This is a genomic window from Longimicrobiaceae bacterium, from assembly GCA_035696245.1.
In the GTDB taxonomy this organism is placed as follows: Bacteria; Gemmatimonadota; Gemmatimonadetes; order Longimicrobiales; family Longimicrobiaceae; genus DASRQW01.
This window is the reverse complement of record DASRQW010000485.1, coordinates 1-25,510: the sequence shown is the minus strand read 5'-3', so window position 1 is coordinate 25,510 and position 25,510 is coordinate 1. Positions and strand designations below refer to the sequence as shown.

The following is a 25,510-nucleotide window of genomic DNA, read 5'->3' as shown; positions in this document are numbered from 1 at the left end:
CGCTCTGCCGGACGAGGCTCAGACCTCGAGCGGCCGCTCCTCGACCAGGGCGCGGAGCTCCTTGCTGGGCTTGAAGACCGGCACGGCGCGCGGCGGAACCTCCACCGGGTCGCCGGTGCGGGGGTTGCGCGCCAGGCGGCTCTTCCGCTCGCGGACCTTGAAGGTGCCGAAGCCCCGGATCTCGATGTTCTGGTGCTCGCCCATGGCATCCTTGATGGAGTTCAGGAAGGCGTCGACGACGACCGCGCAGTCGCGCTTGGTGACGCCGGGGCCGATCTGGTCGGCCACCTTCTGAACGAGGTCCGCTTTGGTCATGAAAGTCTCCTGGGGGGTTGATAGAAGCCGGGGCGCGGCTGGGACAGTCGTGCGACGGGCGCACGTGGCTACGGGTTCTCCGCCGGGGCCGGAGCCACGGGCGCACGGCTTCGCGGGGGCCCATCTCGTCTTCACGTGCCTCACGCTGGGGAACGATGGCGGAACCGGCTCGCGCCGCGGACGGACGCGGCAGCCGGAGGGTCATCGGCTCGGCTTGGGTGCGGGAAGTGGGCTGGGTGCGGCGGCGTGCGGGCGGAAAAGGGCGTAAGGACCTGAGGGAGGGTCACTTATACGATGCCAAGGATAATTCCCGCCAGCGCGCCCGTCAAGCGCCTTGCGCGGCGCGAGCCGAGCGGCGCGCCATCTCATCCACAAAGCGGTCAAAGAGATAGCGCGAATCGTGCGGCCCCGGCGCGCTCTCCGGGTGGTACTGGACGGAGAAGACGGCGCGCTCGCGGTGCTCCAGGCCCTCCACGGTGCCGTCGTTCAGGTTCAGGTGCGTGACCCGCAGCTCGGGCGCGCCGGGAATGCCGCCCTCGTCGCCGCGCACCGCGAAGCCGTGGTTCTGCGCGGTGATCTCCACCAGGCCGTCGGAGAGGCGCCGCACCGGGTGGTTCCCGCCGCGGTGGCCGTACAGCAGCTTGTACGTCTCCGCCCCGAAGGCGCGGGCGATGAGCTGGTGGCCCAGGCAGATGCCGAACACCGGCGTGTCCGCCGCGGCGAGCTCGCGGATGGAGTCCAGTGCGTGCCCCACCGCCTCCGGGTCGCCGGGCCCGTTGGAGACGAACATCCCGTCTGCACCCGCTGCCACGATCTCGTCCACCGACGTCGCGGCGGGGATCACGGTGACCTCGCACCCGCGCTGCGCCAGGAGCTGCAGCGAGTGCGACTTGACGCCGAAGTCGTACGCCAGCACCCGGTAGCGCGTGTCGCCGTCGGCCGGGACCACGTAGCGGTGCGCGGTGGACGCGCCCGTCGCCAGGTCCAGCCCCTCCATGGCGTGCTGCCCGCGGATCCGCGCCAGCAGCTCGTCCGCATCTACCGACGCGGGGGCGATGGCGCCGCGCATGGCGCCCAGCGAGCGGATGTGCCGGGTGAGCGCGCGCGTGTCCACGCCGGAGATGCCTACCACGCCGCTGCGGGCCAGGTAGTCGTGCAGCGACTCACGCGAGCGCCAGCTGCTGAAGGTCGGCGAGGCCTCGTGCACCACGAAGCCGGCCACGCGGGGGCGGGGCGACTCCTCGTCTTCGGGGTTGACGCCGTAGTTGCCGATGAGCGGGTACGTCATCGCCACGAGCTGGCCCGTGTACGAGGGGTCGGTCAGGACCTCCTGATAGCCCGTCATGGAGGTGTTGAAGACCACCTCGCCGAACGCCGTTCCCTCCGCTCCGTAGGTCTCGCCACGAAAGGTCCGCCCGTCCTCCAGCATCAGCACCGCGTTCTCGGCCAACTCCGGTCCCCTTCCCCGCCGCTGGGCGGGCGTCAAGTGCAAGGCTGCCACAGGGATGCAAACGGCGGGGAATCTACGCCGGCCGGGGTCCGTGTCAAGCGGCGGGGCGCCGGTTGGCAGCCCCGGCGCGGGCGGGTAGATTCCGCGGCTGGACGGACGAGCCTTCAGCAGAGACGAAACGGGAGAGGGATGAGCGAGCCGCTGGTCTTCGTGTACGCCGACGAGTCGTGCCTGGGCAACCAGTTCAAGGACCGCGCGCGCCCCGGCGGCGCGGCGGGGCTGGTGGAGTTCTGGCATCCCGAGCGAGGGTGGGTGCGGCGCGACTTCTGGACGTCGGAGCCCGACACCACCAACAACCGCATGGCCATCCGCAGCGCGGCGCTTTCGCTGGGCGCGCTGAAAGCCGCGTCGCGCGTGGTGTTCACCACCGACAGCCGCTACCTGGTGGACGGCATGTCGCAGTGGGTGCACGGCTGGGCGGCGCGCGGCTGGGTGCGCAAGGGCGGGGAGATCGAGAACCTGCAGATGTGGAAGGACCTGCTGCCCATCGCCCGACGGCACAAGATCCAGTGGCGCTGGGTGAAGGGGCACAACGGGCACCCGCAGAACGAGTACGCCAACTACCTGGCGATCCTCGCCGCGAGCAAGCAGACGGACAGCGGCGGGCTGGTGGAGTCCGGCTTCGAAGCGTGGCTCAAGCAGGAGCAGGCGAAAGGGCGCTGCACGAACTTCTATCCGGTCCCGCCCACCAACTTCGCCTTCACTCCCGCCCGCGCGCTGCCGGCGCGGTAGGCGGCTCGTCCGGCAGCCAGAGCGTGAAAGTCGACCCGCCGCCGCCCGTCTCGCCCACGGTGAGGTCGCCGCCCATCAGCCGGGCGATGCGCCGGCTGATGGCGAGTCCCAGGCCGACGCCCGCGGCGCGCTCCGGCTCCAGACGCGAGAACTCCTCGAACACCGTCTCCCTCTTCTCGGGCGGGATGCCCGGGCCGTCGTCGCTCACGTGGATGGCGACGGCGGCGCGCGGCACTGTCGCGCCTCCGTCGCACGCCTCGGCGCGCACGAGCACGCGGCCGCCCGCCGGCGTGTACTTGACGGCGTTCGAGAGCAGGTTGCCCAGCACCTGCGCCACCCGCGCCGCGTCGGTGCGAACGGGCGGCAGCGCCCCATCCTCCAGCTCCAGCGTGAGCCCCGCCGCCTCCACCCCTCCGCGGTGCTCCTCCACCGCCTCGCGCACCAGGGCGGAGAGGTCCGCCGGCGCGGCGTCGATGCGCAGCTGCCCTGCCTCGGCCTTCGACAGCTCCAGCATGTCGCCGATGATGGCGAGCATCGCGCGGGCCGAACGCCGCATCCGCCGCACCGACTCGGTCTGCGCGGAGGTGAGCGGGCCCCGGATGCCGTCCTCCAGCAGCTGCGCGTGCCCGTCGATGGCGCCCAGCGGGTTCTTGAGGTCGTGCGTGATCCCGCGGATGAGGCGCGCCTTCCCCTCCATCAGCTCCTCCACGCGCCGCCGGCCCGCCTCCGCCGCCTGCGCGTACGCGTGCAGCCGCCGGCCCAGGTGCGCGACGACCAGCACGGCGGCGAGCGCGAGCAGGCCGAGAACGACGCTCATCGCCACCTCGCCCCGCTCGGCGGACAGGACGTCCAGACGCCGCGCGCGCGCCACGGTGCTGAGCGAGCGGTCCAACTCCGACGCGGCCACCAGCGCCCGCTCGAAGCGGTCGTGCTCGGCCAGGAGGAACCGTGCCGCGCCGGGGTTGCGCGTGCGGGCGCGGACGGCCGCATCCGCGTGGGCGTGCCACTCGTCCACCGCCGTGCGCAGCTCGCGAAAGCGCGCCCGCGAAGCGGCGCCCATCGCGGGCATCAGCGGCTCCAGGCTGTCCATCGCCTCCCGCTCGTCTGCCGCTGCGCGGCGGTAGCGGCCCAGCGAGGCCGTGTCGCCCACGTCCAGGTAGTCGAGCAGCGCGTCGTCGCCCAGCGCCATGGCGGAGTGGAGCTGCGTGACCATCGCCCGCGCCGGCTCCGTCGTCCGCTCGAACAGCCGCTGCGCCGCGATGCTGCGGCGGATGCCCAGCACCGGCAGGGCGATCAGCGCGAGCAGGCACAGGATGACGAACGCGAGCGGAAGCTGCGCCGGCCCGCCGCGCGCCATGGCCCTGCGCTCACGTCCGCCCGGTCCCACCCGCTCGCCATCCATCGTTGCCATTCTCCACAGAGCGGACCGCCACCCGTTCCCAGCGAACGCGCGGCACTTCGCAACGCGCCATGCGCACACGCCGGACCATCCCGCCGAACTGCTCCCCATCCACACCAGCGCGATCGAGCTCCGGAACCTGACAGCCCATGATCCCCGCGCAGGGCCAGGGCCGGATCAGGACGCACGCAGCCTACGAGCGACCAGCAGCGACGATGTTCAGGCGATGAAGTCCTGGAGAGATACAGCAGTGGTGGGGAATGCGTTGAGGACCTTGCGATCCGCCGTGACGAGCGGCACTGAGGCGGATTGGGCCGCCGCCACGAACTCGCAGTCGTAGCTGGTACACCCGGAGGCGAGCGCCAGGCTCAGGATCTGCGCCGGATCCACCTTCCAGTCCGGAGCGGCGAGCGTCGCCTCGGCCGCGACGACGAGGTTCGCCGCGTGCGAGTACGTGAAGGTGCCCTTTCGCAGGTAGAGCATCAGCACGTTGCAGAACTCGCTTCGCCACAGGGTGGGGGCAGCCCAGTCCGGGTCGCGCATCATCACCGAGCGGGCGAGCGGCGTCTGCGCGCCGTCGATGAAGAAGTACGCGAGGACGTTGGTGTCGACCACGATCACGGGCGGCCCTCGTTCTTGGCGAACTCGATCATCTCATCGGTGAGCGGCGGGGCGGAGACGGAGTTGCGGAGCGCGTCGGCCCGCGCCAGAAGGCTCCAGGCGTCGCGGCGCCGTTCACGCACCGCGTTCTCCAGGCAGACGATCGCCTCGCTGTTCAGGCTGCGCCGGTTCTCGGCGGCCCGCTGGCGAAGCTGGTCGTATAGGTCGTCGGGGAAGCCCTTGATCGTCAGAGTCGCCATCGTAGTCTCCAGAAGCGGATGCGAAATGGATGCGCCATGGAAGCTAATCCATCCCACCACGGTCCTCAAGCCCTTCGTATCAAGCTCAGCGAAGCGCTCACCATTGCCCCATCCGCAAGTAGGAAGCATGTTTTCGGACGCTTATCGTGCGGACACGACACCCAAACGTGAGGAGCAGGGATGAAGAAGCTTAAGCTGACGGTGGAGGCGCTCGAGGTGGAGTCGTTCGACACGGGCCGCGAGGGTGGGCACGGGACCGTGCACGGGCTAGGCTACACCCAGGTCCCGGCACTCTGCGAGGACCAATTCGAGGATTCCATCAACTACTGCACGCCGGTGCCGACCGCTGGAGCGACGTGTGGCTACACCTGCGGCAACACCTGCTCGTGCGGATGCACCAACACGCAGGCCGCGTGGACGTGCAACTACGCCGCGTCGGAGTGCACCGAGCCCTACGTCGGCCCGTAACAACGACGATTCCGATGATGTGAACACGCCTCCGGAAGACTTTCGTCTCCCGGAGGCGTGCGTGCTTTCCGAAGCTCTTCGGGCGACTCCGAGCCGGCGCCCGGCGGATCGGCGTTGACGAGACTCTGCCCGCGCGAAGCCAGATGAGCTATGTGGCCAGCTCGCGCCCGAACGTCTCGGCGAAGCGGCGGATCACGGAGGGCACGACCTCGTCCAGCGTAACCTCGCGACGCAGCTCGCCGGAGATGGAGCCGACGCCGTGGTCGCGGATGCCGCAGGGGATGATGGCGCCGAAGTACGACAGGTCCGTCGCAACGTTGAGCGCGAAGCCGTGGCTGGTGATCCACCCCGACGACACACGCACGCCGATGGCTGCCAGCTTCACATCCCCCACCCACACGCCCGTCAGCCCCTCCTTCCGCCCGCCTTCCAAGCCGAAGTCGGCGAGCACGCCGATCAGCATCTCCTCGATGTCGCGGAGGTAGTGGTGCAGGTCGCAGCGGTCGGGCTTGAGGTCCAGGATGGGATAGCCGACGAGCTGGCCGGGGCCGTGGTAGGTGACGTCGCCGCCGCGGCCGGTGGCAAACAGTTCGATGCCGCGCTCCGCCCGCTCGTCCTCGCCCAGCAGCACGTTCTCGTCGTGCGAGCCGCTGCCCATGGTGATGACGTGCGGGTGCTCCAGCAGCAGCAGCGTGTCGGTGATCTCGCCCGCGCGGCGCTGCTTCACCATCTCCGCCTGCATCTCCAGCGCATCGCCGTACGGTACGGTGCCCAGGCGGCGGACCTCGAACGGACGCGCTTCGGTCTTCGTCTCCATCTCCACTCTCCGTCGGACGAAAGAATCTCCAGGTCCGGATAATAGCGCCGGGGCACCGCCGATGGTACGGCGGTGCCCCGGGTCGCTTCGGTAGATGCGGATCGGCTATCGCCAGTCCGCGGAAGATCACGCACCCGTGTCGGGGAACGTCTCCAGGATCTGCTTGACGCGGGCGAGGAACTGGTCGCCGTCCGCGCCGTTCACCAGGCGGTGGTCATAGCCGAGCGAGATGTAGCCGCGCTTGCGGGCCACGATCGCATCGTTCCCGAACTCGTCGGTGACCACGACGCCGCGCTTCTCCACGCCGCCCACGCCCAGGATCGCCACCTGCGGCTGGCTGATGATCGGGAAGCCGATGGTGGTGCCGAAGATGCCGGGGTTGGTGATGGTGAACGTGCCGCCCTGGATCTCGTCTGGCGAGAGCTTCTTGCTGCGCGCGCGCGTCGCCAGGTCGTTGACGCGGCGCGCCAGACCCACCAGCGACAGGTCGTCGGCGTTGCGGACCACGGGCACGATGAGCCCGTTGTCCAGCGCGACGGCGATGCCCAGGTTCACGTCGCCGCGGTAGATCACCTGGTCGTTGCTGAGCGAGGCGTTCAGCTTGGGGTGCTCGCGCAGCGCCATGGCGACGGCCTTGGCGATGAAGTGCGTGTACGTGACCTTGGCGCCCTGGCTCTCCCAGGTCGCCTTGTTCTTGGCGCGCACCTGGTCCAGCCGCGAGTAGTCCACCTCGAAGTACGAGTGCACGTGCGGCGAGATGCGCCGCGACAGCACCATGTTCTGCGCGATGATCTGCGTCATCCGGCTCATCGGCTCGGTCCGGTCGTTCGGGCCGGCGGTGACGGGCGGATGCGCGACGTTCGTGTAGAACTCGTCCCACGGGAAGGCGCCCTCGAACGCGGGCTTCGCAGCCGCGGGCTGGGCCTGCGCGGCCGGACGCTGGGCCGCGGCCTGCGACGGCTGCGCCACGGGCGCCGTCTTCGCCTGCTCCACGTGGCGAAGGATGTCGTCCTTGGTCACGCGCCCCGAGCGGCCGGTGCCCTGGACGGCGGCGACCTCCACCCCGTGCTCCGCCGCGATCTTACGGACGAGCGGCGTGGACTTGGTCCGCAGCCGGTCCTCCAGCGTGCCCGGCTCGGCACTCGTCGGCGCGGCCTGCCCCGCATCTCCCGAACCGCCGGCCGGCGGAGCAGCCGACGCATCCGTCGAAGCGGCCGACGACGGCGTAGCGGAAACCGCATCTGCCGACGGAGCGGACGCGGGCGCGGCGGGGGTGGACGCGGAGGCGCCGGCCTCGGTCTCGATGTAGGCGACGATGGTGCCCACCTCGACCGTCTGGCCCTCGGTGACCACGATCTCGGCGAGGGTGCCGGCGACCGGCGAGGGGATCTCGGCGTCGACCTTGTCGGTCGAGATCTCCATGATGGGCTCGTCGCGCTGCACGGCGTCGCCCACCTTCTTCAGCCAGACGGAGACGGTGCCTTCGGCGATCGACTCGCCCATCTGGGGCATCGGGACTTCTACACGGGCCATGTGGGGCTCAGCGGGGCTGGAAGTTTCCGTGTCTGTCAGAGGGCGTCAGTACGCCGCCAGGTGGCGCGCCGCCTTCACGATGTCTTCGGTCTGCGGGAGGAAGTAGTCCTCCAGCGGCGGCGAGTACGGCACGGGCGCGTCGAGCGCGGTCACGCGCAGGATGGGCGCGTCGAGCCACTCGAACGCCTTCTCGCTCACCCGCATGGCGATCTCGCCCGCGATGCCGCCGGTGCGCGTGTCCTCGTGCACGATCAGCAGCCGGTTGGTCTTCTTGACGCTGCGGATGATGGCGTCCTCGTCCAGCGGCAGGATGGTGCGCAGGTCGATGATCTCCACCTGCAGCCCATCTTCCTTCTCCAGCACCTCGGCCGCTTCCTGGCTCTTGTGCACCGTCGCGGCGTACGTGACGATGGTCAGGTCCGTGCCCTCGCGGTGCACGCGCGCCTCGCCGATGGGAACGATGTAGTCCTCGTTCGGCAGCACCTCGCGCAGCTGTGGGCGGCGGTACAGCCACTTGTGCTCGAAGAAGAGCACCGGGTCGTCGTCGCGGATGGCGGCCTTGATGAGCCCCTTCGCGTCGCGCGCGGTGGACGGGTAGACGATCTTGAGGCCGGGCGTGTGGAAGAAGGCCGCCTCGGGGTTCTGCGAGTGGAACGGCCCGCCGCGCACGTAGCCGCCGCTGGGGCCGCGGATCACGATAGGCTGCGGGCCCGAGCCGCGGTAGCGCGAGGTGGCGACGTAGTTGGTGATCATGTCGTACGCGCACGAGATGAAGTCGATGAACTGCATCTCGATCACCGGGCGCATGCCCATGTGCGCGGCGCCCGCGGCCGCGCCCGTGAAGCCGATCTCGCTGATGGGCGTGTCGATCACCCGCAGCTGCCCGAAGGCCTGCTGCATCCCCTCGGTGACCTTGAAGGCGCCGCCGTACGCGCCGATGTCCTCGCCCATGAGGAAGACGGACGGGTCGCGCTCCATCTCCTCCCAGATGCCCTCGCGGATGGCCTCCAGCAGGGTGACGGGCTTGCCCTCTTCGGTCAGCCGGACGTGCTCCGGCCTGGTCATGGTCTGGGTCGGCATGCGTGGGGGCTCAGGCTAGCTTGGGGTCGGCGGGCTCGTGGCGCGTCCACGGCGCGGCCACCGGCCCGCTCGCGTACACGTCGTCGAGCGTGCTCTCGGGCGCGGGCATGGGTCCGGCCTCGGCGTCTCGGATCTCGTTTTCCAGGTGGGCGTCGACCTCGGCGTCGATCTTCGCCAGCTCGTCGGCCGTGGCCCAGCCGTTGGACGTCAGGGTCGCGAGATAGCGGTCGAGCGGGTCGTTCGTCGCCGCCCAGCGCTCGATGTCTTCCGGCGGCTGGTACGACTGGTTGTCGTGCTGCGCGTGCCCGCGGCGGCGGTAGGTGACGACCTCCACGAGCGTGACGCCGCCGCCGGAGCGGGCGCGGTCGACGGCACGCTTGGCCGCGCCGTAGACGGCGAGTACGTCGTTCCCATCTACCGACTCGCCGGCGATGCCGTAGCCGGGCGCCTTGTCGACGAACGACTTGACGGCGGTCTGGAGACGGGTGGGGGTCGTGTACGCGTACTGGTTGGCTTCGACGATGACGACGAGGGGCAGCTTCTGCACGGCGGCGAAGTTGATGCCCTCGTGGAAGGCGCCGGTGCTGGTGGCCCCGTCGCCCAGGTAGACCATCCCCACCCGGTCCTCGCCTCGCTGCTTGAAGGTGAGCGCGACGCCCGCCATCACCGGCACCAGGTCGCCCAGCGGCGAGATCTGGCCGATGAAGCCGCGGCGGTAGTCGGTGAAGTGGATGTTCAGCTCCTTGCCGCGCGCCGGCGAGTCGCCCTTCGCCATGTACTGCCGCACCACCTCGCCCGGGGTGGCGCCCATGGTGAGCATCGACCCCAGGTTGCGGATGAGCGGCGAGAGCATGTCGCCCGTGCCGTCGTCTCGCCGCCGCAGCGCGAAGGCCGAGGCGACGGACTCGCCCTCCTGGCCGAGCGAGCGGAAGAGGCCGCCCACCACCTTGCTCTGCCGGAAGAGGTTCTCCAGCTTCTCCTCGAGCGAGCGGGTGAGCCGCACCAGGCGGTACATCTCCAGCAGCCCGCCGCGGTCCAGCCCGTGGGGGATCGCGGCCTGCGGTGTGGCCTTGGTCTTGGTCGCCATGTGTGGGTGCCCGTGGCCCTTGCGCCGTGCGGTTCCCCGCCGGCCGAAGTGCGACAACTTGCCACCCCCGGCCGCCCCCGTCAAGCGAGCGCGGAGGCCACGAAAAGCGGCGCGGCGCCCCGCCGGGCACCGCGCCGCCTCCCGTTCTCCGGCCCGTTCAGCGCGAGCGGCCGGAGTCGCCCTGCGCCGCGTTCCGCGCCACGGCGGCCTGCGACAGGCCGGCCGGCACGAGGCGCCGGTTGGGCGGGTCGTAGGCGCCGCTCTGGGTGAGCCCGGCCCGCCAGCGCTCGCCCAGCGTGGGCCGCGGGTCGAACGGGTGGTGGTACTTCCGGTCCAGGTAGAAGTTGGCCACCTTCGACGCCAGCGGCGCCGTGGCGTCGCCGTGCAGGCCGTGCTCCACGATCGCGGCGACCACGATGTCGGGCTGGCGTCCCGGCACGCCCGCGAAGCCCACGAACCAGCCGTGGTCGGCGCCCGCGTTCTGTGCCGTGCCCGTCTTGCCGTACAGCTTGTAGCGCGCGAGGCTGGACTGGAGCGCGGTGCCTTCGCTGTCGGTCACGCGGGCCATGCCCTCCCACAGCGCCAGCAGGTCGCGCGGCGTGAGCTGCAGGTCCATGCTGCGCTGCCCGTCGTCCGGGCTGGAGACCAGGTGCGGCTTGCGGGTGGTGCCGTCGCCCGCCAGCGCGGAGTAGAACTCGGCCATCTTGAGCGCCGACTGCGCGTTGGGGCCCTGGCCGATGCTGAGGCTCATCACCTCCGACGGCATGGGTCGGCGCTTGAAGTGGCTGACGAACCAGCCGATGCCCGTGGGGAACTGCGGCCGCCGCTCGCTGGGCAGGTCGATGCCCGTCTTGCGGTTGAAGCCCATGCGCGTGCCCGCCTGCGACAGCGCGTCGATGCCCATCTTGATGCCGAGCTGGTAGTAGTACACGTCGCACGACTTCTCGATGGAGCCCGCGAGGTCCAGGTAGCCGTGGCCCTTGTGGTCCCAGCAGCGCGCGTACCGCCCGGCGTACGCCATGCCGCCCGTGCAGGGGATGGGCAGGTGCTGCTCCGGGGTGATGATGTGCCGGCGCAGCGCCTCGGCCGCGGTGGCGAGCTTGAAGGTGGAGCCCGGCGGGTACAGCGCGTTGATGGTGCGGTCCAGCAGCGGCTTGGCCGTGTCGGTGTTCAGCTCGCGCCACAGCGGGCCGGGGATGTGGCCCACGAAGTCGTTGGAGTCGTACGACGGGTTGCTGTACATCGCCAGCACCTCGCCGGTGGACGGCACCATCGCCACCACGGCGCCCTGCATGGTGTCCGGGAAGATGGTGCTGATGTACTTCTGCAGCTCCAGGTCTAGCGTGAGCTTCAGGTCGCGCCCGGGCTTGGGCGGCAGCGCACCCACGCTGCTGCGCGGGTCCACCACGCGGCCCATGGCGTCGACCTCCACGAAACGCGCGCCGTCGCGCCCGCCCAGATCCATCTCGTACTGCTTCTCGATGCCCGCCTTGCCGATCATGTCGCCCTGGACGTAGCCGGCGTTGGCGAACGACGTGTCCTTGAGCTCCGCGGCGCTGATCTCGTTGACGTAGCCGATGAGCGCTCCGGTGGCCGCCCCCGCCGGGTAGTACCGCCGCGGCCGCTGCACCACCAGCACGTTGGAGAACGACGCGCGCCGCTCCTCGATGGCCGCGGCCTGCGAGAAAGTCGCGCCGGTGCTCACCTCCAGCAGGTCGTGCGGCTTGCCGTTGCGCTTGGCCATAAGCTTGGCGACGTCCTCCTCGGCCAGGCCCAGGAAGGGCGCCAGGTCGTGGAGCGTGCTGGAGATGACGGCGGAGTCGCCTGGCAGGACCGAGATGGAGTAGCCGGTGATGCTGGTGGCCACCACGCCGCCGTTGCGGTCGTACACGGTGCCGCGCGGCGCGGGGATGGTGATGGGGCGCAGGCGGTTCTCCTCGGAACGCGCCATGTACTGCTTGCCGGTGAGCACCTGCGTCTGGAAGAACGCGGTGACCAGGATGCTGATGGTGAACGCGATCGCGAAAACGGCGCCCAGCATGCGGCGCTGTCGTGTGTCCGGCTGAGTGAGCTTCATGGTGTCGCCAGGCTTGGAGCGGGCCCCGCGGGGATGCCGAAAGCGGGGAATCTGCACCGGGAACAGCAAGTCCGGTGCCCGGCGCGGCCTCCGCCGCGCCTGCATCTCCGTCCTACCCCGCGCGTCTGCTCAAGTCCCGCGCGAGAAGGCGGACGAAGCCGCGCAGCGCCTCCACTTCCCTCCCGATGGTAGCGAACCCGCCGGGGCACGGCGGCGCCGGCGCCTCATCGTCCTTCCCCGTCGCGCCGAACGACCGCTCGGCCCACCGGAAGACCGCCTCGTTCGCGACGACTCCGCCAAGTTCTCCGGCGACGGCTCGCCCGCCGAACCTCTCACAGAAGCGGCGGATGCACTCCGCGAAGCGCGGCCGTGTCTCTCCCGAAAGGAGTAGCGCGGCCGTGCAGAGGCGGACGAGGTCGTCCCTGCCCCGGCGTTCGGCGCGCTCCCAATCTCCCGACCGGCGCGCGAGCCCGGCTTCGCGGCTGCCTTCGGAGACGCGCTCCAGCAGCGCACGCGTGCAGCGCAGTGCGTCGGCCGGGGTGAAGGCGATGCGGACCGGACGCGCGCCCGCCGGCCAGAGCGGGACACCGTCGTCCAGGGCGTCGACGAGCATGGGCGTGCGGTTGCCGCGCTCGAGATCGAGAAGCGATACGGACCACGTCTGCACCGGCACGCCGGTTTCGCGCGCGACCTGCGCGGCGACGTCTTCCGCCATGCTCGCCTGCGGCTCCCTGTCGTGCGACAGGCGGCGGAAGACGAGCAGCACGTCCACGTCCGAGTCGGGCCGCGCCTGCCGCCGCGCCTTAGATCCGAACAGGTACGCCGAGTGAAGCTGCGCCGGGACCTGCGCAATCACCCGATGCACGAACTCCCGCGCGGCCGCGAGTTCCGCCGGCGAAAGCAGCTGTTCGATGCACGGCTTGGAACGCGGCGGCGCGGACGGCGGTGTCATCCGGATTAGATCGGATCGTAGAGGGAGCGAGATGCGAACCCGCGCATCCCCGGCAGCGCATCACCGAAGTGCGGGCGGAAGATGCGCACGCATCGAGCAAGTGACGTTCCGCCGCCACCGTGCGCCATCTGCCGAGCCTGGGGCAGATGCGCATCTACCGCATCTGCCGGTTCCCTCCCGTTCGATGCACCTACCGCGACGCCGAGCCGGGAAGCACGACCGGATCCTGTCCGCGACGGAAGATTCCGGATGCGATAAATCGCACCCCTACAAGTAGATAGATTGTCGAGTGCAGCTGGCGCAGTCGTCTGGTCTCCCCTCTCCCGCTTGCGGGGGAGGGGTCGGGGGAGGGGGCATCTCTCCGCCGCAACCATCCCACGGAACCGCACCCAAAACCCGAAGCGGGGGCGAACCCGAAGGCCGCCCCCGCTCGATCCGGTGAAGCTTACCGTGCGCTATGCCGCGGGTGCCGAGGCGACCTGGCTGCGCGGGATGGAGCCGAAGGCTTCGTCTACGGCAACGGAGTACGGTCCCTTGGCGGCGGCGGCGCGGGCGAGGACGGCGCGGATGGCGGCGCGGTCCACGGCGCCCGCATCGTAGCCGGCGGCGAGCAGCGCCTGGTAAACGCCCTCCGCGTGCACGTTGCGGTGGCGGTAGATGTCCGGGTAGATGCGCAGCATGCCGCGCTCCACCACGACCGGTTCGTAGCGGATGGTGATGGGCACAGGCGCGCGGAAGTTCACCCACCGCGTGTCGCGCCGGTTCCGCAGGATGCCGGGGATGGCGCTGGCCGGCACCGACGGGTTCGCGCGGTTGTGCAGCAGCGTGGCCAGCTCGATCGCGTCCTGGTTGCGCATGCGCACGCAGCCGTGCGAGGCGGGCGTGCCCAGCTCGCTCACCTTGGGCGTGCCGTGCAGGTAGTAGTACGGCGCGAAGAACATCTTCACGCGGCCCATGGGGTTGTCCGGCCCCGGCGGGGTGAGCTTGTCGTCCTTGGCCCACTCGCGCTCCGGCGGCTGCCACCAGGGGTTCCACTCGGCGCGCTGGATGGTGAAGCTGCCCGCGGGCGTATCGTGCCCCGGCTGCCCCACCGAGACGGTGTAGCGCTTGATGATGCTGTCGCCGTCCCACACCACCACGCGCTGCGCGGGGATGTTGAGGTCGATGCGCAGCCCGGACGACGCAGCCGCTTCCTGCGCGGATGCCCCGGCCGCGGCGGAGACGGCGAAGCCCGCCGCTAGGAAGAACGAAGAGAATCTCACGTGAAGCCCTGCCGAAGTGGGGAATTCCATACTGAGCAACGAGTTGCCGGAGCAACCCACGTGCCGCGCCACCGCCGGACAGCGGGCACGACGCGACGCTCCCAATCTCGCCAAGACGCACGCGGGGCGCAATCGTAACCCTTCGCGCGCGGCGCACATCCGCTCTCCCGCACGAATCGGCGAGCTTCACCGATTTCGAGTCCGCGAACGCTGCCGCGCGACTGTCCACGGCCCGCGCGGATCGTTAGCTTTCCCGTCCCGACCCCCTCCCCGCTTCCCGTCTCCATGTCTCGCTCCCGCAATCCGCGACCCCGGCCCGCACCCCCCGCCGCGTCCGCTCCCCGCGCCTCCGCACCCGCATCTGCGCTCGCCCCCTCGCCTGACCGGTGGACGCCGCGCGCGTGGCAGGTGGCGCTCGGGCTGGCGGCGCTGACGCTGGTGATGACGGGGGTCGTGTTCCACCCCACGCCGTACAGCGGCGGCGACAACGGCGCGTACTACGCCCTGGCGCGCTCCATCGCGGAAGGCCGCGGCTACGTGGAGCTGTGGGACCCCGCGCAACGGCCGCACGCGCAGTATCCACCGGTCTTTCCCGCCATCCTCGCGGCGGGAATGCTGCTGGGAGCGCACACGTGGGCTGCGTTCAAGATGATCGTGGCGGTGTTCGCCGCGGCGGCGGTCGCGTTCTCGTACCTGTGGGTGCGGCGCACGAGCACGGCGGGCGTGGCGCTCGCGGCCGGGGTGCTCATGGCCATCTGCCCAGGCGTGCTGGAGTACGCGCACCTGGAGCTTTCGGACGTGCCGTTCTGGGCGTTCACCATGCTCGCGTTCTGGGCCTTCGCGCACCTCGACCGGCCCGCTGAGGCTGGCGACTCCGCGAACTCGGCGACGGAACAGCCGGCGGGTGCGCGGCGGTCGGTGGATGCCGGGCTGGACGTGCGATGGGCGGCGGTGGCGATCCTGGCGACGGGACTGGCGCACTTCACCCGCTCGGCGGGGCTGCCGCTGCTCGTGGCGGCGGCGGTGTGGCTGGTGATGCGGCGCAGGTTCCGCACGCTGGCGGCGATGGTGGCCGTCATCGGGCCCTTCCTGGTGGTGTGGGGCATCCGCGGCGCGCGGATGGGCGCGCCCGGCTACCTGGGCGTGTTCCGCTACCTGGACCCGTACCAGCCCAGCCGCGGACCGGCGGGGATCCGCGACCTGCTGGTGCGCATTGCCATCAACCTCCAGCGCTACCTAGGCGAGTACGTGGGCGTGCTGATGGCCGGGGCCGACACGGGGCTGGTGCTGGGCGCCGTCGCGGGGGTGCTGGTGATCGCGGGCTGGTGGCGCGCGGCGCGGCGGCGAGTGGGCATCGCCGAGCTGTGGCTGCCTATGTACGTGGGCCTGCTGCTGTTGTGGCCGCCCACGTGGTCCGGCGAGCGTTTCCTCATCCCCATGCTGCCCATGGGGCTGCGCTACGCGGGCGAAGCCGTGCGGGACCTGGGCGCGCGCCTGGGCTCCGCGCGCATCGCCGGATCGCTCGTCACCGGCGCGCTCGCGCTGTGCATGTTGCCCGCGCTCGGCCGCGAGGCGGAGGCCGGCGCCGTGTGCCGTGCGGAGGCCGCGGCGGGCAGGCCGTACAGCTGCATCGACCAGCCCTGGCAGGACTTCTTCGTGCTCGCCGAGGCGGTGAAGGGCAGGCTGCCCGCGGGCACAGCCGTCATCTCACGCAAGCCGATGATCTTCTACGCCGTCGCGGGCTACCCGGGGCGCATGTACCCGCTGAGCGCGGTGCCGGACACCTTCTTCGCCGCCGCGCGCGAGGCCAGGGCGGAGTACGTGGTGGTGGACCAGATCTCGGACCTGGCGCCCATGTACCTCCACCCCATCCTGCTCGCGCGCCGCGACGACTTCTGCGTGATCGCCCAGCCGCGGTTCGAGAACGCGGCGCTCGCCCGCATCACCCCCGGAGCGCCGCCGCGGCCACCGAACTCGCCCCCCAACGCGTTCCGAGCCTGCACCCTGCCTCCGCCGCTATGACGAGAAGGGCCGCCCCGTTCACCGGAGCGGCCCTTCGTCTGTCCATTGCTAAACCGGCCTCATCCGGCGTCGCCCGGATCTCGCCGCCGCACCTCGCGGAGGCGATTTTCGGCCTGTAGCTCCGAAGTGATGAACCCACAGGATGCCCCGCATCTCGCGAACATCCCGGCCGGCATCTCCAGACACCCGATGACCCGCTGCGACCTCACCCCCCGTGCATCCGCGCCTTCGATTCGGGGGTGGCGAGCTGGGGGAGGGGGGCGGGCTCGTAGCGCGGGGCGCGGGGCGGCAGGCTGGCGCGGACGATGTGCCAGATGGCCGCGGCGCCGTCCCTCCACCCGATCTTCTTGCCTTCGCGGTACGTGCGCCCGCTGTAGCTGATGGGCACCTCGTAGACGCGCGCCTCGGCCTGGGCCAGCCGCGCCGTCAGCTCCGGCTCGATGCCGAAGCGGTCGGTGCGCAGCGGCAGGCTCCGCATCAGGTCGGTGCGCGCCATCTTGTAGCACGTCTCCATGTCGGAGACGTTCAGGTTCGTGAGCATGTTCGACAGCGTGGTCAGCAGGCCGTTGCCCACGCGGTGCCAGTAGTACAGCACGCGCCGCGGCCCGCCCAGGAAGCGGCTTCCGAACACCGCGTCGGCCCGCCCGTCCAGGATGGGCTCCATCAGCCGCGGCAGCTCGAACGGGTCGTACTCCAGGTCCGCATCCTGGATCACCACCAGCTCGCCCGTGGCGTGGTCCAGCGCAGTGCGCACGGCGGCGCCCTTGCCGCGGTTGCGCGGGTGGCGCACCAGCACGTCGATCAGCCCGTCGCGGCGCAGCGCCTCCAGCACGTCGCCCGTGCCGTCGGTGCTGCCGTCGTCCACGCACACCACCTCCATGCGGATGGGCACCGATCGCACACGGCGGATGGCGTCGGAAACCTGCCGCGCCTCGTTGTACACGGGGATCAGGATGGAGAGGCGGATGCCGCCGGCTCGCTCGTCCATGGCTCTGCTGGAGATGATTCGGGAGATGCGGGAGATGCCGTCCATGCGCGCCCGCCAGCCTCCCGGCCGATGCGCGGCGCACGCCGTCCAACCCGCGAAACCTACACGACTTCGCGGCGATGCGGAAGCTCCGGGAGCCCCGCATCTTCCGTCCTGCCGGGCGGCGATCTCACCCGAGCGGCTTGCGGCCCACGGCGAGCAGGTTCTTACCGATGGGAACGGGGATGCGCCGCTCCAGCGCGCCCAGCACGGGCACCACGAAGCGGTCGTACGCGCTCACGTTCGCCCCCGTCAGCCGCCGACGCATCAGCCGGAAGACGACCAGCCACGGGAGGATGCCGGCGAGGTCGAACCAGCGCAGCCGCACGACCTCGAAGCCGCTGCGCTCCAGCAGCTTGCGAAGCGGCGCGCGGTGGTAGCGGCGGAAGTGGCCGATGGACGCGTCGAAGTCGCTGTACAGCCACGACAGCGCGGGCACGAAGATGCAGACGTGGCCGCCCGGCTTCAGCGCCCGGTAGACGTGCGCCAGTTCCGCCGCGTCGTCGGGCACGTGCTCCAGCACGTTGACGTAGACGGCGGAATCGAGCGTGCCCGCGACCTCCGGCGCCACGTCCGCGAACAGCGCCTGCCACGCATCCACGCGAGCGTCGCCAGCCACGCTGTCGCGCAGCCGCGGAAACATCTCGGCCGAGGGCTCCACGGCGAGGAGATGGCGGACGCCGGCGTCCAGCAGAAGCCGCGACACGTCTCCGCTGCCCGCGCCCACCTCGGCCGCGCGCTCGCCGAGGAACGGCGCCAGCTCGCCCACGATCCAGCGATGGTAGTTATGCGCGAACGACATCGCCTCCAAATCGCGCCCCTCATACACCACCGCGCCGCCCGCATCGCCCGCCATCTGCCTCCCGTCCGCAGGAATCCGCATCTCCGCATCCGCCCGTCATCCGGCAGAGCCGCGCCAAGATACCGCCGTGCGGCAGTCCCGGACAGCGGATCATCCGGACGGATCGGAGGAACGAAAAACGACGGCCAGCGGAGATCGCCGGTCGCCGTTCATCTGTGGAAGCCCGTGCTCCGCCAGGAAGATTGGCGTTCCGGGAGAGCCCATCGCAGCGGAAATACGGACGGACACGCAGGTCCGCGCCCTACAGAGCCGAGAACTCTGCGCGTTTCCCGATGCGCATCTACCGAATCCCGAGCACGCCCATCTGCCGGGCCTTGGAGCCGCCGCGGTGGGAGAAGAACGTGCCGGGGCCGCAGCGCGTGCAGTGCGCGGAGAGGGTGATGCGTTCCGGCTTCAGGCCCGCCGCTATGGCGCGCTCGGCGATGGCGGCGCGGAGGTCGATGTTCTCCGCGCCTTCGGGCGGCGCGCACCAGGGGCGAACGCCGGCGTGCACCTCCGGCCCCACCTCGTAGCACGCGGCGCAGATGGACGGCCCGCAGTGCAGCCACAGGTCCTCCGCGCGCGACCCGTGCTCCGCCGCGAGGATGGAGACGGCGGCCTCGCTGATGCCGCCCGCGGTGCCGCGCCAGCCGGAGTGCACCAGCGCGACCGCCTTCCGCTCCGCGTCCACGATGGAGACGGGCACACAATCGGCCACGCCCACGGCTGTCAGCAGCCCCGGAAGCGCGGTGACGTGCCCGTCCAGCCCGTCCATCACGGCGATGCCCGGCGCCCCGCGCTCGCGATGCGTCCACACGTCCGCGCCGTGCACCTGGCGCGCGTGCACCACCGTGTGCGCCTGCGCCGCATCGCGCAGCGCGCGCCAGCGGTCCAGCGCGGGCCCCACCGGCTGCTGGCCCGCGAGGCCCAGGTCGAACGGCTGCTCGGCATCTCCCCACCCCGTCGTGCCCTGCACCAGCCACGGGAACCGCTCCGCCCACTCGGGGTGCACCCACAGCGGAACGGCGCCCGGCGCGAGCACCTCCGCCATGGTGCGCACGCCGGCCGGGGCAGCCGCCACGGCCGAAGCCGTCACGTGGGCGGCAGCAGGTGGTCGCTGGGCACGGGCGGGCGGCCTTCCAGCGCGGCCAGCCGTCGGCTCAGCTCCGCCACCGCCGCGCGCAGCTCGTCGAACTCGCGGCGGGGCACCACGTCCATCCGCTCGCGGACGTCACCGATCGCGTCCTGTGCGCGCTGGAAGACGGCGGACACCGCGTCCTTCGCCTTGTCGGGCGCCAGGTCGCCACGGTCCACGGCTTCCTGGAACGTCTCCTCCACCGCCTGCTTCACCGCGGTGAGGACGCCGATGCCCGCCCGCAGCCCCTCGCCGATGCCGGGGCGCTTCCGCTGCTGGTCTTCCGCCATGCCGTACCCTCCGTGAAAGCGCAGGACTAGCTGCGCGAGTCGGTCTTCTGGATGTCGGCGCCGAGCGCGCGCAGCCGCTCGTCGATGTTCTGGTAGCCGCGCTCGATCTGGCCGATGTTGTAGATGGAGCTGCACCCCTCCGCCCCCAGTGCGGCGATGAGCAGCGCCATGCCGGCGCGGATGTCCGGGCTCTCCACCGTGCCGCCGCGCAGGGGCGACGGGCCCATCACCAGCACACGGTGCGGGTCGCAGAGCAGCAGGCGCGCGTTCATCCCGATCAGCTTGTCGGCGAAGAACATGCGCGACTCGAACATCTTCTCGTGGATGAGCACCGTGCCCTCGCACTGCGTGGCGGTCACCAGCGCAATGGAGGTCAGGTCGGCCGGGAAGGCCGGCCAGGGGCCGTCGTCCACCTTGGGGATGTGGCCGCCCATGTCCATCTGCACCCGCATCTCCTGGTCGCCGGGGATGAACAGGTCCTTGCCGCGGATCTCGGCACGCACGCCCAGCCGCCCGAAGCCGATGAGCGTGCTGTCCAGGTGCTCCACCGCCGCGTCCTCGATGGTGATCTCGCCGCGCGTGACCGCCGCCAGGCCGATGAACGAGCCGACCTCGATGTGGTCGCTGGTGATGCGGAAGCGCCCGCCGCCCAGCCGGTCGCGCCCCTGCACCAGCAGCGTGCCCGTGCCGATGCCCTGGATGCCCGCGCCCATGCCCACCAGCATGTTGCACAGGTCCTGAACGTGCGGCTCGGCGGCGGCGTTGCGGATGCGCGTCTCGCCCTGCGCGAGAGAGGCGGCCATCACCGCGTTCTCGGTGGCGGTCACGCTGGGCTCGTCCAGGAACATGTCGGCGCCCTTGAGGCGGCCGGCGCGCAGCTCGAAGACGTGCTCCTCGTACACCACCTCCGCACCCAGCTTCTGGAGCGCCAGGAAGTGCGTGTCCATGCGCCGCCGCCCGATCACGTCGCCGCCCGGCGGGGGCAGGCGCATGCCGCCCGCGCGCGCCAGCATGGGCCCCGCGAGCAGGATGGAGGCGCGGATGCGCGCGGCAGCCGCGTCGTCCAGCTGCGCCCGGCCGATGTCGGCCGCCTTGACGGTGACCTCGTTGGGGCCGGTCCAGTCGGCGCTGGCGCCCAGCGTCCTGAGCAGGTCCATGAGGGTCAGCACGTCCCGGATCTTGGGGACGTTCTCCAGCACCACCTCTTCCTCGGTGAGGAGGGTGGCGGCCAGCATCGGGAGCGCCGCGTTCTTGTTCCCGGTCGGGCGGATGCTGCCCTTGAGGCGGCGGCCGCCGTTGACGACGAATTTGGGCACTCTCGGTCTCCAGTAATGGGGTAAGCGCGCACCGGGCCACCCGCTCGAGGCGGGGGGCGGTGCGCCGTGCTGCTTTCCGGCGGCGATGCGGCCGGGCGCAATTTGCGTGCACGCCGCCCGGCACCCTCCGCCGCCCGCGTCTTCTCCGGGGGGCGCGCAAGGTAGACCGCCCGCCGCCCGCTCGCAACGCACCCCGTCCCGCCCGTATTCGCACCGCCGGGGAAGCGGCGTGGTTGCTTGCCCGCGCCACGGAGGCGGCGTAAGATTGCCGGGCGGATCCGAGGCGGCAGCGGGCCCCCTCGCCGCCTCGCTTAGGCTCGACGACCCTCCCCCAAAACTGCCTGGGGAGGGTTGGTGGAGCGGGCGATTCGGTAGATGTGGAGCGAGGCGGGCTCTGGAGACCGCGTGATCTCGGTAGATGGGGGGGCAGCCGGCGGAAACCGCGGAGAGGCGAGCTTGGCGACTGACGGCGGATGGGCGGCGGGGCGGGTGCGTGTGCGGATCGAGCAGATGCCGTCCGTGCTGGGCGATGCGGACGCGAACCTGGCGCACATCGCGGCGGCGCAGGCCGATGCGGCGCGCGACGGCGTGGACCTGCTCGTCACGCCCGAGCTGGCGCTCACCGGCTACGACGTGCGCGACCGCGTTCACTCCCTCGCCCGAACGTTCGACGGCGGCGTGCCGGAGCTGGCGGATGGGCCGGACGTCGTCCTCGGCGCCATCGAGCGCGGGGCGGGGCACGTGCCGTACAACGCCGCACTGCACCTGCGCGGAGGGCGCGTGCTGCACAGGCACCGCAAGGTCTACCTGCCCACGTACGGCATGTTCGACGAGGGCCGCTGGTTCGGGCGCGGCGGCGCGGCGCGCACGTACGACGCGGGCGGCGGCTGGCGCGCCGGCCTGCTGGTGTGCGAAGACCTGTGGCATCCCTCGCTCGTGTACCTACTCGCGATGGCCGGCGCGGACGTGATCTTCGTGCAGTCCGCCGCGGCGGGGCGGGGCGCGCTGAGCGGAGGCGCCAACGGCGGGCGCTTCGCCAACCGCGCCGCGTGGGACCATCTGGCACGCTCGGCATCCATCGCGTACGGGCTCTACGTCGTGCTCGCGAACCGGGTGGGCGTGGAAGGCGGATGCGTCTTCGGCGGCGGCTCGATGATCGTGGCGCCCGACGGCGAGGTGATCGTCCGCGGCGACGACCTGGCCGAAGACCGCGTGACCGCCGACCTCTCGTTGGATGCGGTCGCCGCGGCCCGCCGCCCCTTCGCCCACCTGCGCGACGAGGACCCGCACCTCACCCTCCGCGAGCTCTCCCGCATCGCCGCGGAGGAGCAGTGATGGCGGATCGCGCAGCGGCCGAACCAGCGGAAGCTCACGCATCGGCGGAGGCGCACGCGGCTCGCACGTCAGCGGGAGGATCAGGAAATGCGAACCCCGCCGCGCATCTCACGAAGTACGAAGATGCGACCTCGGCCACGCATCTCACGACGCCGGTAGATGCGACATCGGCCGCACATCTCACCGATCCGGAAGATGGACGGTCGGCCGCCCATCGCACGGATGCGGTAGATGGGCGCTCGCCCGCGCATCCGTCGATTCCGGTCGATGCGCACACGGCCGATCATTCGTCGGAAACGGTGGATGTGAGCGACGCGGGACATCTCCCGGAGTCCGGGGATGGACTGGCGGATCCGCATCTACCGATTGCCCGTCGTTCGACGGAGGCGGCGGAGGTGATGCGGGCGCGGGAGCGGCGGGTCGGAGAGGTCGTGGGAGCGGTGGCGCGGCAGGCGCTGGCGGACCGCGGGATGAGCCGCATCGCGCTGCTGGACGACGGCGGGCCGGAGGCGGAGCTGGCCGCGCGGCTGCTGGCGCGTGCGCTGGGCGAGGACGCCGTCGTGAGGGTCCGCGCCGGGGCGGCGGACGTGGAATCACTCTTGCACCTGCGCGGGCAGTCCGCGGAAGCGGAAAGCTTCGTGCGCGAGGCAAGGCGGATGCTGGCGCGGCTGGTGCCGGACGCCCTCCCCGCCTGCCCCGCGAACAAGACCGCGCTGCTGCTGGGCGGCGAGCTGCCCCCGGAGCCGCTGCTGCCCCTGGGCGACCTGTACGCGAGCGACGTCGCCGCCCTGACCGGCGACTGGTCCGCATCTCCCGAGGTCGCCCACATCGCCCGGGAGTGCGGAGGGATCGAGGCGCTGGACGGCGCGCTGCGGCGGTGGGTGGACGCCCGCGACCCCGCCGGGCTCGACGCGCTGCCGAACGATGCACGGACGATGGTGCGCGAGGCGTTCGCGCGCGGCCGGGCGTCGCGCCTGTGGCCGCGGCTGGCGCCCAAGCTGGACGGCCGCACGCTGGGCACGGACCTGTTCGAATGACCGGCGAAACCCTTCCCCTTCCGGAGATGCCCGCTTGACCGTCCCCGACATCCACGCGCTGGCCCCGCACGCCGCGCACGCGCTGGAGATGCTGCTCCAGCAGCCCGGCGCCCGCGCCGACACGGTGGTCACGGTGATGGCGCCCTCGCACGGCTTCGCGCGGGCGGTGGAGATCATGCAGAGCATCGCCAGCGCCATCATCGCGCTGGCGCTGATCGCCATCGCCATCCCGCTGATCCCCGCCGCGTGGAACTCGCGGAAGATGTACGCGCGCATCAACGACGTGGTGGACCGGTTCCGCAACGACCTGAACCCCATCGTGAAGCACGCGCTGGCGGTGAGCGACAACCTGGACTACATCAGCACCTCCATCCGCGTGGACGTGCAGACGCTGAACCAGACGATCGCCGCGGCCAACCAGCGCCTGAACCACGCCGCCGCGCTCGCCGAGCAGCGCGTGAACGAGTTCAACGGCCTGCTGCAGGTGGTGCAGGAGGAGGCGGAGAGCATCTTCATAGACACCGCCGCCACCATCCGCGGCGTGACCGCCGGCGCCGACACCTTCCGCCGCTTCCAGCAGGACGCGTTCGACGCCGACGGCGACCTGGACGAGGTCGACGAGTACCTGGACGACGACGAGGCGGACGACGACGAGCTGGAGATCGGCGTGGTCCGCAAGGACGACGCCCCCCGCGCTCCGCGGCGCTGAGCCGCGGGCCCCGCACACACGACAACGGAGAACGACCTGATGCCGCGGAACGACACCACCGACTTCCTCGCCGCCTTCGCCGTGGGGACCGTGCTGGGGATCGGGGCCACGCTGCTGCTGCGCCCCGAGCGCACCCGCCGCGACCGCCTGGCGCGCCAGCTCCGGCCGCCGCTCCGCGAGGTGCGCCGAGGCGTGCGCCACGCCGGCGCCGGCGTGCGCGAGAGCGCCGAGGCCACCGGCGACCTGACGGCCGAGCTGATCTCGGCCGGCAAGGAGCTGCTGGGCGAGTTCCGCAGCGAGGTGGCACAGATTCTGGGCGACGCCCGCGAGGAGATCGGCGGACTGGCGCGCGAGCGGGCCCGCGACCTGTCGCGCACGGCCCGCAAGGCTGGCCGCAAGCTGGGCATGTAGCATTGGGCAAGCGTGCGCCGCTGGCGCTGGGCGTCGCGGTCCTCCTCGTGTTCCTGCTCCCCCACCCCGCCTGGGCGTGGGGGCCGGCCACGCACGTCTACCTGGGCACGGGCGTGCTCAGCTCGCTGCAGCTGCTGCCCGTAGCCGTGCGCCAGCTGCTGATGTCGTATCCGTACGAGTTCCTGTACGGGTCCGTGGCGGCCGACATCTCGCTCGCGAAGAAGTACGTGCCGGTGGGCCGCCACTGCCACCACTGGCACGTGGGCGAGGAGATCCACGGCCAGGCCGAGAGCGACCGGCTGCGCGCCGTGGGCCTCGGCTACCTGGCGCACCTGGCGGCAGACACGGTGGCGCACAACTTCTACGTGCCGCGGCAGCTGCTGCTCACGTCGTCCACCAAGGCGCTGGGGCACTCGTACTGGGAGCACCGGATGGACGTGCAGCTCGGCGAGAAGTACACCTCGCTGGCCCGCGCGGTGGTGATGGACCACGACCACTCCGCAGCCGACGCGCTGTTCGACCGCGTGCTCAGCGGCACCCTCTTCTCGTTCCACACCAACCGCCGCATCTTCCGGGGGATGATCCGCTTCCAGGACAACGACCGCTGGCAGTCGATCTTCGGCACCATCCTGGAGAACTCGCGCTGGACGCTGAGCGAGGAGACCATCGAGGCGTACGCCGAGCGCTCGTTCGACTACGTGATCGACTACCTGGCCCGGCGGGGAGATGCCATCGCCGCCTCGCTCGACCCCATCGGCGAGGTGAACCTGGACCTGGCGAAGAAGGTCCGCCGCCTCGCCCTCAGCGACGGCGCGTGGGAGAAGCCGCACCTGCTCCAGGAGATGGCGGACGAGTTCTTCCCCCTCCCCGAAGTGCCCTTCGGCTTCTGGAAGACGCGCGGCACGGACCGCACGCACTGAGTTACGCCCTGGCGGGTGCAGTAGCAACGCATGCAGTTGAACAAATCGAACAGGTGAATTCTATGGCCGATCGGCGTCTCAGAACATCGGCAGTTATGGCATTGTTACTTCCTGCGCTCGGAGTGATAGTACCCATCGTATGGGATTACTACAAGACGAAATCAGCAATAGAGTTACGCACCCTCTCTACCACTTCAATTGTGGATGGTCCTCAAGGGCTTGCTAAACTTCGGATTGAGTACGGAGGCAAGTCGATCGCCAACATCTCACGTGTCGAATTCGCGCTTGCAAACACTGGCAGAACACCAATCCGTGAGGGCGACTTGGTCGTTCCTCCCCACATCGATTTTTCGCACCGAACCGAACTCCTAGACG

General features: G+C 70.9%; 26 protein-coding genes. 9 read left to right on the top strand and 17 right to left on the bottom strand.

From position 1 onward, the window contains the following. Positions 1 to 18 precede the first annotated feature (18 nt). Positions 19 to 315 (bottom strand): HU family DNA-binding protein, encoded by a 297-nt coding sequence (locus tag VFE05_21815; protein HET6232728.1) that lies wholly within the window; start codon positions 313 to 315, stop codon positions 19 to 21. Positions 316 to 640: 325 nt separating this feature from the next. Further along, positions 641 to 1,765, bottom strand: coding sequence for a glutamine-hydrolyzing carbamoyl-phosphate synthase small subunit (gene carA / locus VFE05_21810; GenBank protein HET6232727.1), 1,125 nt, complete (start codon positions 1,763 to 1,765; stop codon positions 641 to 643). A gap of 189 nt (positions 1,766 to 1,954) precedes the next feature. Between carA and VFE05_21805 the strand changes: the two genes are divergently transcribed. Next, on the top strand, positions 1,955 to 2,557 hold the full coding sequence (locus VFE05_21805; protein HET6232726.1) for a ribonuclease H: 603 nt from the start codon (positions 1,955 to 1,957) through the stop codon (positions 2,555 to 2,557). Here the strand turns inward: VFE05_21805 and VFE05_21800 are convergent. From VFE05_21800 to VFE05_21790, 3 genes are all read right to left on the bottom strand, one after another. Next, positions 2,526 to 3,968, bottom strand: a complete 1,443-nt coding sequence (locus VFE05_21800) for a HAMP domain-containing sensor histidine kinase (GenBank protein HET6232725.1) — start codon at positions 3,966 to 3,968, stop codon at positions 2,526 to 2,528. The two genes, VFE05_21805 and VFE05_21800, sit on opposite strands and share 32 nt — an antisense overlap. A gap of 207 nt (positions 3,969 to 4,175) precedes the next feature. Then, positions 4,176 to 4,577, bottom strand: coding sequence for a type II toxin-antitoxin system VapC family toxin (locus tag VFE05_21795; GenBank protein ID HET6232724.1), 402 nt, complete (start codon positions 4,575 to 4,577; stop codon positions 4,176 to 4,178). Further along, on the bottom strand, positions 4,574 to 4,816 hold the full coding sequence (locus VFE05_21790; protein HET6232723.1) for an Arc family DNA-binding protein: 243 nt from the start codon (positions 4,814 to 4,816) through the stop codon (positions 4,574 to 4,576). Before VFE05_21790 ends, VFE05_21795 begins: the two co-directional genes overlap by 4 nt. A 180-nt stretch (positions 4,817 to 4,996) precedes the next feature. Between VFE05_21790 and VFE05_21785 the strand changes: the two genes are divergently transcribed. Then, complete coding sequence (locus VFE05_21785; GenBank protein HET6232722.1) at positions 4,997 to 5,284, top strand: hypothetical protein; 288 nt, start codon at positions 4,997 to 4,999, stop codon at positions 5,282 to 5,284. Positions 5,285 to 5,432: 148 nt separating this feature from the next. Here the strand turns inward: VFE05_21785 and lipB are convergent, their stop codons facing one another. The 7 genes from lipB to VFE05_21750 form a co-directional block, all read right to left on the bottom strand. After that, the gene (gene lipB, locus VFE05_21780) at positions 5,433 to 6,101 is read right to left on the bottom strand and encodes a lipoyl(octanoyl) transferase LipB (protein HET6232721.1); all 669 of its coding nucleotides are present in this window, start codon (positions 6,099 to 6,101) and stop codon (positions 5,433 to 5,435) included. A 126-nt stretch (positions 6,102 to 6,227) separates the two neighbouring features. Then, a complete protein-coding gene (locus VFE05_21775) occupies positions 6,228 to 7,613 on the bottom strand; it encodes a dihydrolipoamide acetyltransferase family protein (protein ID HET6232720.1) in 1,386 nt (461 codons plus the stop codon). Positions 7,614 to 7,679: 66 nt separating this feature from the next. Beyond that, a complete protein-coding gene (locus tag VFE05_21770) occupies positions 7,680 to 8,714 on the bottom strand; it encodes an alpha-ketoacid dehydrogenase subunit beta (protein HET6232719.1) in 1,035 nt (344 codons plus the stop codon). Between the two features lie 10 nt (positions 8,715 to 8,724). Next, entirely contained in the window at positions 8,725 to 9,801 is a 1,077-nt protein-coding gene (locus VFE05_21765; GenBank protein ID HET6232718.1) for a thiamine pyrophosphate-dependent dehydrogenase E1 component subunit alpha, read from the bottom strand. 157 nt (positions 9,802 to 9,958) lie between these two features. Continuing rightward, positions 9,959 to 11,878, bottom strand: a complete 1,920-nt coding sequence (mrdA, locus tag VFE05_21760) for a penicillin-binding protein 2 (GenBank protein ID HET6232717.1) — start codon at positions 11,876 to 11,878, stop codon at positions 9,959 to 9,961. Between the two features lie 112 nt (positions 11,879 to 11,990). Further along, a complete protein-coding gene (locus tag VFE05_21755; protein ID HET6232716.1) occupies positions 11,991 to 12,743 on the bottom strand; it encodes a nucleotidyltransferase domain-containing protein in 753 nt (250 codons plus the stop codon). Positions 12,744 to 13,285: 542 nt separating this feature from the next. Further along, positions 13,286 to 14,092, bottom strand: coding sequence for a L,D-transpeptidase (locus VFE05_21750; protein HET6232715.1), 807 nt, complete (start codon positions 14,090 to 14,092; stop codon positions 13,286 to 13,288). A 408-nt stretch (positions 14,093 to 14,500) separates the two neighbouring features. Here VFE05_21750 and VFE05_21745 point away from each other — a divergent pair, with 408 nt between their 5' ends. Beyond that, entirely contained in the window at positions 14,501 to 16,114 is a 1,614-nt protein-coding gene (locus VFE05_21745) for a hypothetical protein (GenBank protein HET6232714.1), read from the top strand. Between the two features lie 205 nt (positions 16,115 to 16,319). Here VFE05_21745 and VFE05_21740 read toward each other — a convergent pair whose 3' ends face one another. From VFE05_21740 to murA, 5 genes are all read right to left on the bottom strand, one after another. Next, positions 16,320 to 17,102 (bottom strand): glycosyltransferase family 2 protein, encoded by a 783-nt coding sequence (locus tag VFE05_21740; GenBank protein ID HET6232713.1) that lies wholly within the window; start codon positions 17,100 to 17,102, stop codon positions 16,320 to 16,322. A gap of 169 nt (positions 17,103 to 17,271) precedes the next feature. Continuing rightward, positions 17,272 to 18,024 carry a class I SAM-dependent methyltransferase gene (locus VFE05_21735; GenBank protein HET6232712.1) on the bottom strand — a complete coding sequence of 251 codons (753 nt, stop codon included), beginning with the start codon at positions 18,022 to 18,024 and terminating at the stop codon, positions 17,272 to 17,274. Between the two features lie 259 nt (positions 18,025 to 18,283). Further along, positions 18,284 to 19,063, bottom strand: coding sequence for a polyphenol oxidase family protein (locus VFE05_21730; GenBank protein ID HET6232711.1), 780 nt, complete (start codon positions 19,061 to 19,063; stop codon positions 18,284 to 18,286). An 11-nt stretch (positions 19,064 to 19,074) separates the two neighbouring features. Continuing rightward, entirely contained in the window at positions 19,075 to 19,407 is a 333-nt protein-coding gene (locus tag VFE05_21725; GenBank protein ID HET6232710.1) for a hypothetical protein, read from the bottom strand. A gap of 26 nt (positions 19,408 to 19,433) precedes the next feature. Next, positions 19,434 to 20,723 (bottom strand): UDP-N-acetylglucosamine 1-carboxyvinyltransferase, encoded by a 1,290-nt coding sequence (gene murA, locus VFE05_21720; GenBank protein ID HET6232709.1) that lies wholly within the window; start codon positions 20,721 to 20,723, stop codon positions 19,434 to 19,436. A gap of 456 nt (positions 20,724 to 21,179) precedes the next feature. Between murA and VFE05_21715 the strand changes: the two genes are divergently transcribed. The 6 genes from VFE05_21715 to VFE05_21690 all read left to right on the top strand — a co-directional run. Next, positions 21,180 to 22,058 carry a nitrilase-related carbon-nitrogen hydrolase gene (locus VFE05_21715; protein HET6232708.1) on the top strand — a complete coding sequence of 293 codons (879 nt, stop codon included), beginning with the start codon at positions 21,180 to 21,182 and terminating at the stop codon, positions 22,056 to 22,058. Between the two features lie 395 nt (positions 22,059 to 22,453). Beyond that, a complete protein-coding gene (locus VFE05_21710; GenBank protein HET6232707.1) occupies positions 22,454 to 23,095 on the top strand; it encodes a hypothetical protein in 642 nt (213 codons plus the stop codon). A 34-nt stretch (positions 23,096 to 23,129) separates the two neighbouring features. After that, positions 23,130 to 23,804: a hypothetical protein gene (locus VFE05_21705; GenBank protein ID HET6232706.1), complete on the top strand. Its 675-nt coding sequence runs from the start codon at positions 23,130 to 23,132 to the stop codon at positions 23,802 to 23,804. A gap of 39 nt (positions 23,805 to 23,843) precedes the next feature. Beyond that, entirely contained in the window at positions 23,844 to 24,215 is a 372-nt protein-coding gene (locus VFE05_21700) for a hypothetical protein (protein HET6232705.1), read from the top strand. A 2-nt stretch (positions 24,216 to 24,217) separates the two neighbouring features. Further along, positions 24,218 to 25,135 (top strand): zinc dependent phospholipase C family protein, encoded by a 918-nt coding sequence (locus tag VFE05_21695; GenBank protein HET6232704.1) that lies wholly within the window; start codon positions 24,218 to 24,220, stop codon positions 25,133 to 25,135. A 62-nt stretch (positions 25,136 to 25,197) separates the two neighbouring features. Next, a partial coding sequence (locus VFE05_21690; protein ID HET6232703.1) for a hypothetical protein occupies positions 25,198 to 25,510 on the top strand: 313 nt, incomplete at its 3' end.